At 62.7% G+C, this 12,428-nt stretch carries 13 protein-coding genes; all 13 read left to right on the plus strand.

Translation table 11 applies throughout. The features are described 5' to 3' along the window. The first annotated feature begins 63 nt into the window (after positions 1-63). The 13 genes from BG457_RS06960 (at position 64) to BG457_RS07020 (ending at position 12,423) form a co-directional block, all read left to right on the plus strand. Entirely contained in the window at positions 64-1,263 is a 1,200-nt protein-coding gene (locus BG457_RS06960; RefSeq protein WP_071796305.1) for a hypothetical protein, read from the plus strand. After that, positions 1,232-2,356: a hypothetical protein gene (locus BG457_RS06965; RefSeq protein ID WP_139257598.1), complete on the plus strand. Its 1,125-nt coding sequence runs from the start codon at positions 1,232-1,234 to the stop codon at positions 2,354-2,356. The genes BG457_RS06960 and BG457_RS06965 overlap by 32 nt, the downstream gene beginning before the upstream one ends. 169 nt (positions 2,357-2,525) lie before the next feature. Next, the gene (locus BG457_RS06970) at positions 2,526-3,137 is read left to right on the plus strand and encodes a sigma-70 family RNA polymerase sigma factor (protein ID WP_084657520.1); all 612 of its coding nucleotides are present in this window, start codon (positions 2,526-2,528) and stop codon (positions 3,135-3,137) included. A gap of 178 nt (positions 3,138-3,315) precedes the next feature. After that, positions 3,316-3,609, plus strand: coding sequence for a hypothetical protein (locus BG457_RS06975; RefSeq protein ID WP_071796308.1), 294 nt, complete (start codon positions 3,316-3,318; stop codon positions 3,607-3,609). After that, the gene (locus tag BG457_RS06980) at positions 3,606-4,502 is read left to right on the plus strand and encodes an ATP-binding protein (RefSeq protein WP_071796309.1); all 897 of its coding nucleotides are present in this window, start codon (positions 3,606-3,608) and stop codon (positions 4,500-4,502) included. The genes BG457_RS06975 and BG457_RS06980 overlap by 4 nt, the downstream gene beginning before the upstream one ends. Before the next feature lie 2 nt (positions 4,503-4,504). After that, positions 4,505-5,134 (plus strand): hypothetical protein, encoded by a 630-nt coding sequence (locus tag BG457_RS06985; RefSeq protein ID WP_071796310.1) that lies wholly within the window; start codon positions 4,505-4,507, stop codon positions 5,132-5,134. A gap of 11 nt (positions 5,135-5,145) precedes the next feature. Continuing rightward, positions 5,146-6,828, plus strand: coding sequence for a DEAD/DEAH box helicase (locus BG457_RS06990; RefSeq protein WP_071796311.1), 1,683 nt, complete (start codon positions 5,146-5,148; stop codon positions 6,826-6,828). A gap of 196 nt (positions 6,829-7,024) precedes the next feature. Next, positions 7,025-7,480: a DUF2924 domain-containing protein gene (locus BG457_RS07000; RefSeq protein ID WP_071796313.1), complete on the plus strand. Its 456-nt coding sequence runs from the start codon at positions 7,025-7,027 to the stop codon at positions 7,478-7,480. Then, positions 7,477-8,802 (plus strand): recombinase family protein, encoded by a 1,326-nt coding sequence (locus BG457_RS07005; RefSeq protein ID WP_071796314.1) that lies wholly within the window; start codon positions 7,477-7,479, stop codon positions 8,800-8,802. The genes BG457_RS07000 and BG457_RS07005 overlap by 4 nt, the downstream gene beginning before the upstream one ends. Next, complete coding sequence (locus BG457_RS07010) at positions 8,799-9,182, plus strand: hypothetical protein (RefSeq protein ID WP_071796315.1); 384 nt, start codon at positions 8,799-8,801, stop codon at positions 9,180-9,182. Before BG457_RS07005 ends, BG457_RS07010 begins: the two co-directional genes overlap by 4 nt. 133 nt (positions 9,183-9,315) lie before the next feature. After that, positions 9,316-9,501, plus strand: coding sequence for a hypothetical protein (locus BG457_RS19920; RefSeq protein ID WP_139257599.1), 186 nt, complete (start codon positions 9,316-9,318; stop codon positions 9,499-9,501). A 3-nt stretch (positions 9,502-9,504) separates the two neighbouring features. Next, positions 9,505-10,863 (plus strand): DNA cytosine methyltransferase, encoded by a 1,359-nt coding sequence (locus tag BG457_RS07015; protein ID WP_071796316.1) that lies wholly within the window; start codon positions 9,505-9,507, stop codon positions 10,861-10,863. Between the two features lie 36 nt (positions 10,864-10,899). Continuing rightward, positions 10,900-12,423 carry an ATP-binding protein gene (locus tag BG457_RS07020; protein WP_245770950.1) on the plus strand — a complete coding sequence of 508 codons (1,524 nt, stop codon included), beginning with the start codon at positions 10,900-10,902 and terminating at the stop codon, positions 12,421-12,423. The last annotated feature ends 5 nt before the right edge of the window (positions 12,424-12,428 follow it).

Raw genomic sequence — 12,428 nt, forward strand, 5'->3', positions numbered from 1 at the left:
TGTGGCGAGCGAGATTCCTACCTAATCTTGCTGACCGTAACAATTTCAGGAGCAGCGAGGCGGATGCCAGCATTTAACCCAAGGATTTTCAGCAACCCGGATCGCCTCAAGCAGATCGCGCCCGCGCGACTGAAGGCATTTCTTGAGCCTTGGAAGGACTACTTTCAGTCCCGCAAACTCGACCTCGCCGCATGGTCGACAGATGACATGCCGCTCGAAGCCATCGCGGGTGTCCTGATGAATCCGGACGCGTCGGTGCCCGAGGACATGGTCAACGCGCTCTATTACGTGCACGAAACCGCGTCCCATGAGGCGATGGACGAACTGCTCGACCGTGCCGCAGCTGCCGGAATCGAGATCGACAAGGATCACGAGGTCTCGGTAGCCGATGTCTCGGTCCAGATCTGGCTTGCGCAGCCCATGCTGCTGCAGCGCCAGCATGCCGAAACGGTGGCGTTTCAGCGTTCGAATTTCATGTATTTCGCCGGTTCGCGCCCGAAGAAAAAGGCCGCAGAGCTCCCGTCCATCACGGACGCCATTGCGAAAACCATGCAGGACCGGATGGACAACTGGTTCGAGGTGAAGCGACGCGGCCGGAACAGCCGCATATTCGCGTTTCCGCGAGGCGAGAAGATCTGGCTGCTCGTACGGCACGGCATGCCGATGCGCCGGGAAGGCAAGCACCAGGACGACGGTGAAAGCGGGATCGCGTTCTATCGGCCACAACAACATGACGTGCTGATCTACGACAGCGTGACCGACGAGATCGGCGTAAACGCTGGCACCAAGGGCGAGCGGGAACTTTACCTCAAGGTCTTTGGCGAGGCGTTGTTCGGCAGCGAAGATTACTTCGATCGTTCCGAGCGTTACACGCTGGATCCGCTGCGCGAACTCGGTCCGGATTCGATGGCCCATGGCGATGTCGAGGGTATTGCCGGCGTACGTTTCGTGGAGTTTGGCCGTCGCTGGCCGGGGAAGATCTCCGAAATGGAGATCCGCAAGTGCGAGGATCTGTTCAAGTCGTTTGACGAGAATTGGGAGAAACGGCTTTCTGGCGGCTCGTTCACGCACGCGACTTTCAAGTTTGCGTTCAAGGACAGCAAGAAGGAGCGGTCCGTGACGATCAGGCCGGCGAACATCGCAAGGTATGAACGGGACTCGGACGAAGAAGTCATCGAGGCCTGGCTCAAGGCGCGCGGGTTCTGGGCGATTCCGGCAAGGGCGGATGGCGATGAGGATTTCGAAGTTTTGGAAGACGCTTGACGCGCTGACCGACGCAGCGACCGACCGGCGCGAGTGGGCCAGCCTGTTGGGCGATGAATTCGGCTGCGTGGTTGTCAACGAGCCCGGCTGTCCTCTGCCACTGGTGCGATCGACCGGAACGCCAGCGACGAGCATCGCCTGTCCTTCACCGGGCGGCGAGGGTTGCCCCCGCCGAGTCGTGCACCACGAGGACGGCACCATCCGCGCAGTCTGTGGTGACAGCCCCAAGGCCTGCTCCGATCTCGACCTGAACAAGAACGACATCATGATCTACGGCCTCGACCGTGTCGGGTTGGCGCGCAGCATCGCCGCAGCATTCGACCTGTCCGACCGTCCTGCAAGTTTCGACCGTCGACCGGTCTTCAGGATAGGCTCACATGATGTGTTTGCAGGCCGGGGTTTTCCTGTCTTCCTGACGGTGCCGGGGCCGCTTGCACGCGAGGACGTGGCGCAATTTGACGAGTTGATTGCCCACCCGGGACCCAAACTACTGCTGGCCCCGACCTCGTCATCAATCCCGCCGCAACTTGCCGCCGCTCTGGATCGCGAAGGCGTCGTACGCATGGCGCTTGAGGATCTGGTCCACCTTGATGACCGCGGGCAATTGCAGCCTTGCCAGCCATCGACCGTCGTGTTCGCCGATCTCCGCGCACAGATTGCGAGCGGGATGGATAACGCAGTGTCCAACCTTGCGTGGGCGCTGCCGAAAGACGCGCGATGGGAAGAGATCGGAATCCGCTTCGTTGCGGATGAAGTCGTCAATGTCAGCTTCCGCAGCGAGACCCGAAGGTTCGAGCCTGATGGTCTCGGGATGAAGAGCGCTAAGGACGGCAAGCCCAAAGCGGCGTGGACTTACCTGAAGGCGTTCGCGATGCAGGGCGGCAGGCTCCCCGTCCATCATGCCAAGAGCGCCGAGACCTCGAGGCACCAGAAGCAGAAGCAGGCGCTGTCCAAGGCGCTGCGTGCCGCCTTCGGGATCGCCGACGATCCGCTGCCCACGGTCGGGGCCGAGTATGTCGCCCGTTTCGTGGCGAATGCTGACGACCTCCAGCAAGGCAGACAAGGCCAGTCCCGACGAAAATTCGCTGACTGACCTCAACAATTTCTTCGAAAAAGTTCGCCGCTCAAGCCGCTGAAATCCAACCCGGGTTTCAGCGGCTTCTCTTTGTGCTGAGCCCGCCAAGGCCGCCGCTCCAACGAATTTTCGCCGGTCCCGGTCACTCGGGCCGCGTGCCCGTCCACCTGGACGAAGGCGAAACTTCATGGAGCGTTTCCACCCCATTTGCGACGCGCGCTCGCGCGTCTCCCGCAACATCATCATCCGGGCCGAACGACTTGCTCGATCAGGTTCGGTCCCCGGCATGGACGCCGAGGACATCAAGCAGGACCTGCGTCTGCACCTCTATCGCCGAGATGACAGGTTCGACCCCTCCCGCGGTCAGTACGACACGTTCGCAGACCGCGTTCTGGCGAACCGCATCGCCACGCTGGCCGCGCCGACCGAACGCCTTCGGGCCGAGCGGGCGTGGGTCGACTTCGAGACTCCGTCCGAGGGTCGCGGCGATGACGAGACGCTGCCGCTCGCGGAGACCCTGCCTGACAGTGTGGCGCTGCACGCCGCCGTCGCGCGTGCACCGGACGAGGCGTTGGGGCTGGTCCGCGATGTCCGGCGCCTTCTCGCAGGGCTGACACCGACCTGCAGGGATGTCGCGCTGGCGCTGATCGACATGTCGCCGACGGAGGCAGCCGAGGCCCTCGGGATCCATCGCAGCACAGTCTACGCCCGGCTCGGCACGATCCGGAAGGCGGCCGAGGCGCTTGATCTCGCGGCATATCTCGGTGCCGCCCCGACAGTCTCGGAGGCCCGCCGGTAGGTGACAACAGGACCGGCGATGACCCGGTTCCACCAAGTTTCATGCCGGGCCCTCGGAGGAATGCAACACCCCCACGCGGGGAAACACTCCGACCGCAAGCTCCAGGGCGGCGTCAGGCCCGGCAGCAGTCTTCCCGACGATCCCTGGACACCAACCGACGAAACCACGGAGCACCACCATGTTCACGACTTCCCCCCTGAAACGCCTGCGCCAGTCGAGCTGGATGGAGGCGATCCCCGACACGATCAACGTTCCGGCCCTGTCTGACAGGCCGAATCGCGCGGTGCAGATCGAGCGCGCCACCGTGGACGACATCGAGTTCGCGCTTGTCGCCCTGGCGCGGCAGCAGTCCGAGCTCTACCGGCTGACGAGTGCGCTTGGCGACGTGTTGAAGATGTCGCGCCGCCAGGGCGCCTGTGGCGCGGACATCGCCATTTCGGCCGCAGTGCGGGATCTGGAGGGCGGCAAGTGAGCGCTCCCTTCGGCGGCGGGCCGCTCCGCATCATCACGGCCGACGAACGCCTGCGCGAGGCACGCGGCATCAAGGGGGTGCTCACGGGCACCTCCGGCATCGGCAAGACCACCCAACTGCTGACCCTCGATCCGCAGCGAACGCTTTTCCTGAACCTCGAGGCGGGCGAGCTGGCCGTGCAGGGCTGGCCTGGCGATGAGGTCCGCATCCGCGACTGGGAGGTCGCCCGCGATCTCGCCGCCTGGATCGGCGGCGCCAACCCGGCGATGCGGGACGACCAGTCCTATGGGCCCGGGCACTTCGCGCGGGTCTGCGCGGCCTTCGGTCCCGCTAGCCAGCTCGACAAGTACGACACCGTATTCGTTGACAGCATCTCCGTCGCCTCGCGCATCTGTTTGCAGTGGTGCAAGGGCCAATCCCAGGCGCAGTCCGACCGCACCGGCAAGCCCGATCTCCGCGCGACCTACGGGTTGCTCGGCCAGGAAATGATTGGCTGGCTCACGCATCTGCAACACACACCCGCCAAGAACATCTGGCTGGTCGGTCTGCTCGACCGCAAGCTCGACGACTTCGGCAAGCCTTTCTTCTCGATGCAGATTGAGGGGTCGAAGACCGGCCTCGAATTGCCCGGCATCGTCGACGAAGTCGTGACCCTGACCGAACTGCGCCCCGAGAAGGGTGACCCCTTCAGGGCATTCATCTGCACCACCATCAACGATTTCGGCCTGCCTGCGAAGGACCGCAGCGGCCGATTGTCGATGATCGAGCCTGCCCATCTCGGGCGGCTCATGGCGAAGATCCGTGGTCCGCGCCCCGATGGCGCTGCCCGCCTGAACTTCGATCTGCCCGCGGCCGCCACCGCACCCAATCCCCCGACGACGAAAGGAGCATGACAATGGCGAGCGACATGGATTTCAACGGCGCGGACACTCAGGACGCCGCTTTCGACCTCATCCCGGCCAACACCCTGGTCAAGGTCTGCCTCACCGTCCGCCCGGGCGGCGCGGGCCCTGAAGGCTGGCTTACCCAGAGCAAGACGAGCCCGGCCCTCTACCTCAACACCGAGGCAGTCGTGATGGAGGGGCCGTTCGCGCGGCGTCGCATCTACACGCGCATCGGCTTTCGCGGAAAGGCTGCGGGCGGTCCCGGCGACGACACCTACGGCAACCGCGGGCGCGCCATGATCCGCGGCATCCTCGAATCCGCCCGCGGCGTGCGTGCCGATGACCAGTCTAACGCCGCCCGCGCCGCGCGGATGATCCGCAGCCTCGGCGAGTTGAGCGGGCTGGAGTTCGTGGCGCGCATCGGCATCGAGCGCGACAAGGACAAGCCCGACGACACCGGGCGAAACGTCATCAAGGCCGCGCTCGGCGCCGACCATGCCGAATACGCTCGGGTGATGGGCAGCGTACCCCAGCCGCCGCAGCAGGGTCAGTTCACCGCCTCGGGCCCGCAGCTTGCAGGCAACGGCACGGGTCAGTCGGGCGCGCCGTCCTCCGGCTCCGCGCCCTTCTGGGCACGCTGAGGGGGACGGCCATGATTCCGCGCGACTATCAAAGGGCGGCGGTCGATGCCGCCCGCGACCGCACCGCCGCACATGGCAATACCATGCTGGTGCTGCCCACCGGGGCGGGAAAGACCGCCATCGCCGGTTTCTACATCGGCGAGGAACTGGAGCACCGCAGACACGACCGCGTCCTGGTGCTGCAGCACACCGACGAGTTGATTGATCAGAACCGCAGCGCCATCGGCGCTGTCACCGGACTGGCCACCTCGGTGGTCAAGGCCGAGCAGGACGACTGGGAGGGCCGCATCGTCTTCGGAAGCGTCCAGACCCTGGCGCGCGCCAACCGGCGCGAGCGGATGGCGCCGGTCTCGCATCTCGTCATCGACGAATGCCACCGCTCCGCGGCGCAAAGCTATCAGTCCATCATCGACGAGGCCCGGGCGCTCAATCCGGAGATCAAGCAGCTCGGGCTCTCGGCCACGCCGGGTCGCGGCGATGGCCGCAGCCTGCGCCGCACCTTCAGCAATGTCGGCTATCACCTCAAGATCGGCACGCTGATCGGTCGCGGTCTCCTGGTGCCACCGCGCACCTACACCATCGATCTCGGCGTCGAGGACGAACTGGCGGGGCTGGGCGCCACCGCGGGCGATTTCGACATGCGCGCGGCAGACAAGGTGCTGAACCGCTCGGTGCTGAACGAGGCCGTCGTCGAACACTGGCAGGCGAAGGCAGCGGACCGGCGCACCATCTTCTTCTGTGCGACGGTCGACCATGCCGATGCGGTTGCCGAGGCATTCCGCACGGCCGGCATCACGGCCGAGACGATCTCGGGCGAGATGCCATCGCGGACGCGCGCCGACCTTATCGCCCGGTTCGACCGGGGCGAGGTGCAGGTGCTGACGAACTGCATGGTCCTGACCGAAGGTTTCGACAGCCAGCCTGTCGGCTGCATCGGCATCCTGCGCCCCATGCTGCACAAGGGCACCTTCATCCAGGCAGTCGGTCGCGGCCTGCGGCGGGTCGATCCCGCGCGTTTCCCAGGCATCGTGAAAACCGACTGCATCGTGCTCGACTTCGCGGGCGCAGCGCTCCGGCACGGGTCGCTCGAACAGGAGATCACCCTCGACGAGGACGATCCTGAGCCCGGCCAGGCACCGTGGAAACTGTGCCCGACCTGTGAGGCCGAATTGCCGCTTGGAGCATCGGTCTGTGATTTCTGCGGTCACGTCTTCACGCGGGAACGGGCAGAGGCCCGACTGCTGACCGCCTTCGACATGATGGAGATCGACCTGCTGGAGCGGTCCCCGTTCGCCTGGTGCGATCTGCATGGCGACGGCCAGGCGATGATGGCGAGCGGGTTCAATGGCTGGGCCGGGGTGTTCCATGATGGCGCGCTCTGGCACGCGCTCGGACAGCCGAAAGGCAGGGCGATCCGGCCGCTCGCCATCGGCACCCGGGTGCAGGCGCTCGCCGCCGCCGACGATTTCCTGCGCGCGACCGAGACAGGGACAGCCTCGATCAAGAGCCGTCGCTTGCTGAACGACCCGGCGACGATGAAGCAGATGGACCTGCTGCAGCGCGCGGGGCACGAGGCCAACGGGCTGGATTTCAGCCTGTCGAAATACGCCGCCAACTGCCATCTGAACTTCCGTTGGAACCGCGGCGCGATCACCGCCGCCGTTCTTGGCCGTGCGGATCGGTCAGCCGCATGAAACGCCCCAATCCGCTCCCGCCCGACCAGATGACGCCCGCAGAGCGCCGCACCGAGCTGTGCGGCCTGCTGGCGCTCGGGCTGGTTCGTTTGAGGATGCGGGAGATGGGCAAAGTATCTGACGATACTGGAGAAAGTTGCCTACACTATCCGCCCGACCAATGCCGTCATGCAACTCCAACTCACCGGAGAGATGCATGAACAAGCCCGATCCCATCCCGGCGCGCCTGGCCGCGCTCAAGACCACGCCGACGCCGGCGCTGAAGCAGCAATGGCGCGACCTGTTCGACAGCGAGCCGCCGCCCTTCAACCGGCGCTACTTGGAATCCCGCCTGGCCTACCGCATCCAGGAACTCGCCTATGGCGGGCTGAAACCGGAGACGATCCGGCGGCTGGAAAGATTGGGCGAAGAACTGGACGGCGGCGACAAGAAGAAGCGGGGCATCCGCGCCGATCGCGACCGTCCGATCACCGGCACGCGGCTGCTGCGCGAGTGGCAGGGCGTCGAGCAGATCGTCACCGTCACCGCCGATGGCTTCGAATGGCAGGGGCGGCCGTACAAATCGCTGTCCGCCATCGCACGGGCCATCACCGGCACGCGCTGGAACGGCTGGACCTTCTTCGGGCTCAAGAACCACAGGGGGCGGACATGACGAAGCCGCCCGAAAAATCGAAAGTCGTCAGCAAGCTGCGCTGCGCGGTTTACACCCGGAAATCCTCCGAGGAAGGGCTGGAGCAGGAGTTCAACAGTCTCCACGCTCAACGCGAGGCCTGCGAGGCATACATCGCCAGTCAGCGTTCCGAGGGCTGGGTGCTGGTCCGCGATCAGTATGACGACGGCGGCATCTCGGGCGGGACGCTGGAGCGCCCCGGATTGAAGCGGCTGCTGGAGGATATCGAGGATGGGCTCGTCGACGTGGTTGTCGTCTACAAGATCGACCGACTCAGCCGCTCTCTCGCCGACTTCGCCAAGCTGGTCGAGGTGTTCGACCGAAACGGCGTGACCTTCGTCTCCGTCACCCAGTCCTTCAACACGACCACGTCCATGGGCCGGCTGACGCTGAACATTCTGCTGTCCTTCGCCCAGTTCGAGCGCGAGGTGACGGCTGAGCGAATCCGCGACAAGGTCGCCGCCAGTCGGAAGAAGGGCATGTGGATGGGCGGTGTGCCGCCCTTCGGCTACCGCGTCGAGAACAGGAAGCTGGTGGTGGACGAAGAGCACGCTGAGCACGTTCGCTGGGTCTTCGACCGCTTTCTCGAGATCGGGTCCTGCACGGAACTGGCGCGGGAAGTCGGCACGCGCGGCCTCCGGACGCCGCGCGGCAACCGGATCGACAAGAAATACATCTACCGCATGCTCAGCAACCGCGCCTACATCGGCGAGGCGGTCCACAAGGGCGACAGCTATCCCGGCGAGCACGACGCCATCATCGATCCCGAGATTTGGGACCGCGTCCACGCCATCCTGCAGGAGAGCCCCCGCAAGCGCGCCGCCCGCACCCGCGCCGAGACGCCCGCGCTGCTGAAGGGCCTGCTGTTCGGACCCGACGGCGCGGCATTCTCGCCGACGCATACTCGGAAGGGGGATCGTCTCTACCGATACTATGTCAGTCAAATCGTGCTGAAGCATGGTGCTGGTTCGTGTCCGGTCGGCCGCGTGTCTGCGGGCGAGATCGAGGCCGCCGTGATCGGCCAGCTTCGCGCCGTGTTCCGCCAGCCCGAGATCGTGGCGGGCACATGGAAGGCGGCGCGTGCCCACGCCAACGACATCATCGAGTCCGACGCCCGTGCGGCCCTGCAGCAGCTCGACCCGCTGTGGGACGAACTGTTCCCCGCCGAGCAGGCGCGCATCGTGGCGCTGATGGTCGAGCGCGTGGATATCGGCACGGACGGATTGAACGTCCGGCTGCGCGTCGACGGCCTCGGCGGCCTCGCGCGAGAGATGTTGGCTGGAAACATGGGAGCGGCTGCATGACCTGCGGCACGCCGATCCCCGAGACGGTGACGCTGCACGTCCCGTTCCGCATCGTGAAGCGTGGCGGGCGGAAAGAAATGCAGATGCCCGAGGGCGCCACGCAACCGCGCCGGACCGACAACTCGCTGGTCAAGGCGCTGGCGCGCGCGTTTCGATGGAAGAGGATGCTCGAATCTGGGGAGTTCGCCACCATCGCCGAACTGGCCGAGCGCGAGGGGATCGCACCTTCCTACATGACCCGCCTCCTGCGCCTCACGCTGCTCGCGCCCGACATCGTCGAGGCGATTCTGGACGGCACACAGGGCCCGGAGGTGACACTGGCGCGGGTGCTGGTGCCGGTTCCGGTGGAGTGGTCCGAACAGAGGGGACACCTTCTTTGAGGGACGAACCCAGTTCGGCTACGGTGTGTTGCCTTGCACGCAGGAGCGGTGCAGCCGAGAAACACTCTCAAGAAGAGGATCAGATATCGACAAGCCGACCAACTTGGTGCACTCTGGTGCGAAAGGGTGCGAAATGAGCAGGACCGTTAAAAAGAGACGCTTTTCGATCTCGCTCGAGGTGGATGACTACGATGCTTTGCGCGCACTGGCCGAGGGTCACCGCCCGCCACTTTCACTGCAATACGTAGTGAATGTTGCCGTCAAAGATCTGCTTGAAAAGCACGCTGCGCGCCAACTCACTCTTCCCCTGGACAAATAGGACATGGGAAATCTGAAATTCGCAGATTTGTTTGCAGGCTTGGGTGGGTTCCATCAAGCTCTTGAGGGGCTCGGCCACACATGCGTGTTTGCCTCTGAGCTCAATAGTGGGCTCGCCGACCTTTACGAGAAGAACTTCGGCATTCGTCCTCATGGCGACATCCGCGAAGCGATTGGGGATGTGCCGCCCCACGACATTCTATGCGCTGGGTTCCCGTGTCAGCCGTTTTCGAAGGCAGGCGATCAACTAGGTTTTGATTGTCCGCAATGGGGCGACTTGTTCAACTATGTCCTAGAGATTCTCGACACTCACAAGCCTGCCTACTTGCTTATCGAGAACGTGCCTAACCTATTGCGGCACGATGGAGGTAAGACATGGGAAAAAATCAAGGCACGACTTGAGGAATTGGGGTACACGGTCGACAAGCAAAAGCTCTCACCCTTCATGTTTGGCGTGCCGCAGGTGCGAGAGCGCGCAATAATCGTTGGGGCGAGGGCGGGCTTAGACCACTTTTCTTGGCCTGAGCCAACTCACCAACTCGATCAAGTCACAATCCGGAGCGTCCTTGACGAGAATCCGAAGGAAGCACGGCCATTAGGTCCTCGATTTATTGAGTACCTTGAGACTTGGCAGGCGCTCATTGATGCGCTGCCGAAAGACGCCCACCTGCCTTCCTTCCCAATATGGGCGATGGAGTTCGGAGCAACTTATCCCTATCATGATCAGACCCCGCACGCGATCGGCTTCGATAACATTACAGCCTTCAATGGTGCACTGGGGCGGTCTCTCAAGGGCATGAACGGCGAAGAGGTAAAAAAGACTCTTCCTGCGTACGCAGTAGATGAGGTCACCAGCTTTCCCGATTGGAAAAAGAATTTCATTCGGCAGAACCGTGAATTCTATATCCGGCACAAGGCCGTAATTGATCCATGGCTTCCAAGTATAACGGATTTCGCTCCGAGCTTCCAAAAGCTTGAGTGGAACTGGAAGGGCGGCCCACGCGATCTTTGGCAAGCAGTCATTCAGTTTCGAGCATCCGGGATTAGGGCAAAGCGTCCGACCGCTGCACCGTCGCTCGTCGCCCTCACAACAAGTCAGGTACCGGTCATTCCTTGGGAACGCCGGTACATGACAATGCGTGAATGCGCACGCCTCCAGAGCATGGGACAGTTGAAGCATCTCCCAGAGAATCAGACTGCGGCGCACAAGGCGCTTGGCAACGCCGTGAATGTCGAAGTCATCGCAGCCGTCGCTGCTGCTTTATTGCCTAGGCCAGAGTTCAGCAGCGAACAGCAGACTCCTCCTCTAGCGCGGAATGTTGGGGACGGGCAAACTGCTCAGGAGCTCATACCGGCGGCCTAAGTGTTTGAACTTTGAAAGAGGGGCCGCCAATTGTCGGTGAACACAGTCGATATTCGTCCTGGGGTTAGCGTCCTCGCAGTACTGCGCCACCTGAACTACAAGCCATGGTATGCGCTTGCTGAGTTCGTTGATAATGCCGTCGAGAGTTTTTCGCGTCATCGTGACACTCTGCGGCAGCATCAGGGCGAAGGCTGCAAGCTCGTGGTCAACATAGACGTCGATACGACATCTCCCGCACGTATCTCTATTCGCGACAACGCAGCGGGCATCGCGATTTCTGAGTTCGGACGCGCCTTTCGCGCTGCAGCGATTCCGGCTGATCGGACTGGCCTGGCGGAATTTGGAATGGGCATGAAAAGTGCTGCCTGCTGGTTTGCACCAAAATGGCAGGTGCGTACGTCAGCCTTCGGAGAGCCACTGGCACGCACAGTGCGTTTCGAGATTGAAAATATTGTTAACGATGAAATCGAAGAACTCGAGATTGAGGAAGAACCGGAGGCGGTCGACCATCACTACACCGAGATAATCTTAGAGAATATTTTCCACATTCCGGTTGGACGCACTGTAGGAAAACTCAAGGAGCACCTGACTGACATCTACCGTGTGTTTATTCGAGACGGAGTTCTGGAACTCCGCTTCAACGGCGATGTGCTTGCTCCCCAGCAGACCCCAATCCTGGAAGCACCGTACTTTCGCGACACGGATGGCCCAGCAAAGCTCTGGCGCAAGGAGATTCAATTCGATTTCGGGGATGGCCTGTCTGTTCATGGCTTCGCAGCTTTGCGCGAGACTGCGAATACCGCCAAGGCTGGCTTCTCGTTGTTCCGGCGTGGACGTGTGATCCAAGGCAGTGGGGACGAGGGGTACCGACCAGCTTACATCTTCGGAAGTTCAAACAGCTATCGTTACCAGCGCCTTTTTGGCGAGCTTCATCTCGACGGATTTGAAGTTAGCCACACCAAAGACGGCTTCCGGTGGGATGACAATGAGCAACCCTTCCTCGAATTGCTTCGTGACCACCTAGACAGTGAAGAATTGCCTTTGCTAAAGCAAGCTGAGGGTTATCGTGTGCGCATCGCTCGCACACAACTGTCCAACTCTGCAACGCTAGCGGTCGACAACACTGCGCGTGCGATCCAAGAACGGCTGCCCACGGCCCTGCCATCGATTTCAGATGCCCCACCGGTCGACACACCGGACGAGGAAGCACCTCACGCCGGTACGCTAGCACGCAAGCAACTTGAGATCCGCTTCCGCGATAAGGATTGGCGCATCAATATCGAGCTGACAGAAGACCCATCTGAGAGTCAGTGGCTTGTTCTGAGCGACGCAGCCGCTTCGACCGAGCAGCCACGGAGCCTCGATATCAGGGTCTCGATGGTGCATCCATTCATGGTGCGCTTTGCTCAGTCTGACAGTGAGGACGTGGAGGCTCTATTGCGAGTGGCAGCAGCGCTTGCGCTGGCCGAGGTGCTAGCCCGAGACTCAGGGGTCCGCCATGCGGGCACGATTCGGCGCAATGTAAATGACCTCATTAGACAAGCGTTCTCCGATGCTTAAGCAAA

The organism is Natronohydrobacter thiooxidans (assembly GCF_001884735.1).
Lineage (GTDB): Bacteria > Pseudomonadota > Alphaproteobacteria > Rhodobacterales > Rhodobacteraceae > Roseinatronobacter > Roseinatronobacter thiooxidans_A.

Excerpts from the sequence above, each read along its gene's own strand:
- BG457_RS06960 (WP_071796305.1), top strand. The coding sequence starts at position 64 with ATGCCAGCATTTAACCCAAGGATTTTCAGCAACCCGGATCGCCTCAAG.
- BG457_RS06965 (WP_139257598.1), top strand. The coding sequence starts at position 1,232 with ATGAGGATTTCGAAGTTTTGGAAGACGCTTGACGCGCTGACCGACGCA.
- BG457_RS06970 (WP_084657520.1), top strand. The coding sequence starts at position 2,526 with ATGGAGCGTTTCCACCCCATTTGCGACGCGCGCTCGCGCGTCTCCCGC.
- BG457_RS06975 (WP_071796308.1), top strand. The coding sequence starts at position 3,316 with ATGTTCACGACTTCCCCCCTGAAACGCCTGCGCCAGTCGAGCTGGATG.
- BG457_RS06985 (WP_071796310.1), top strand. The coding sequence starts at position 4,505 with ATGGCGAGCGACATGGATTTCAACGGCGCGGACACTCAGGACGCCGCT.
- BG457_RS06990 (WP_071796311.1), top strand. The coding sequence starts at position 5,146 with ATGATTCCGCGCGACTATCAAAGGGCGGCGGTCGATGCCGCCCGCGAC.
- BG457_RS07000 (WP_071796313.1), top strand. The coding sequence starts at position 7,025 with ATGAACAAGCCCGATCCCATCCCGGCGCGCCTGGCCGCGCTCAAGACC.
- BG457_RS07005 (WP_071796314.1), top strand. The coding sequence starts at position 7,477 with ATGACGAAGCCGCCCGAAAAATCGAAAGTCGTCAGCAAGCTGCGCTGC.
- BG457_RS07010 (WP_071796315.1), top strand. The coding sequence starts at position 8,799 with ATGACCTGCGGCACGCCGATCCCCGAGACGGTGACGCTGCACGTCCCG.
- BG457_RS19920 (WP_139257599.1), top strand. The coding sequence starts at position 9,316 with ATGAGCAGGACCGTTAAAAAGAGACGCTTTTCGATCTCGCTCGAGGTG.
- BG457_RS07015 (WP_071796316.1), top strand. The coding sequence starts at position 9,505 with ATGGGAAATCTGAAATTCGCAGATTTGTTTGCAGGCTTGGGTGGGTTC.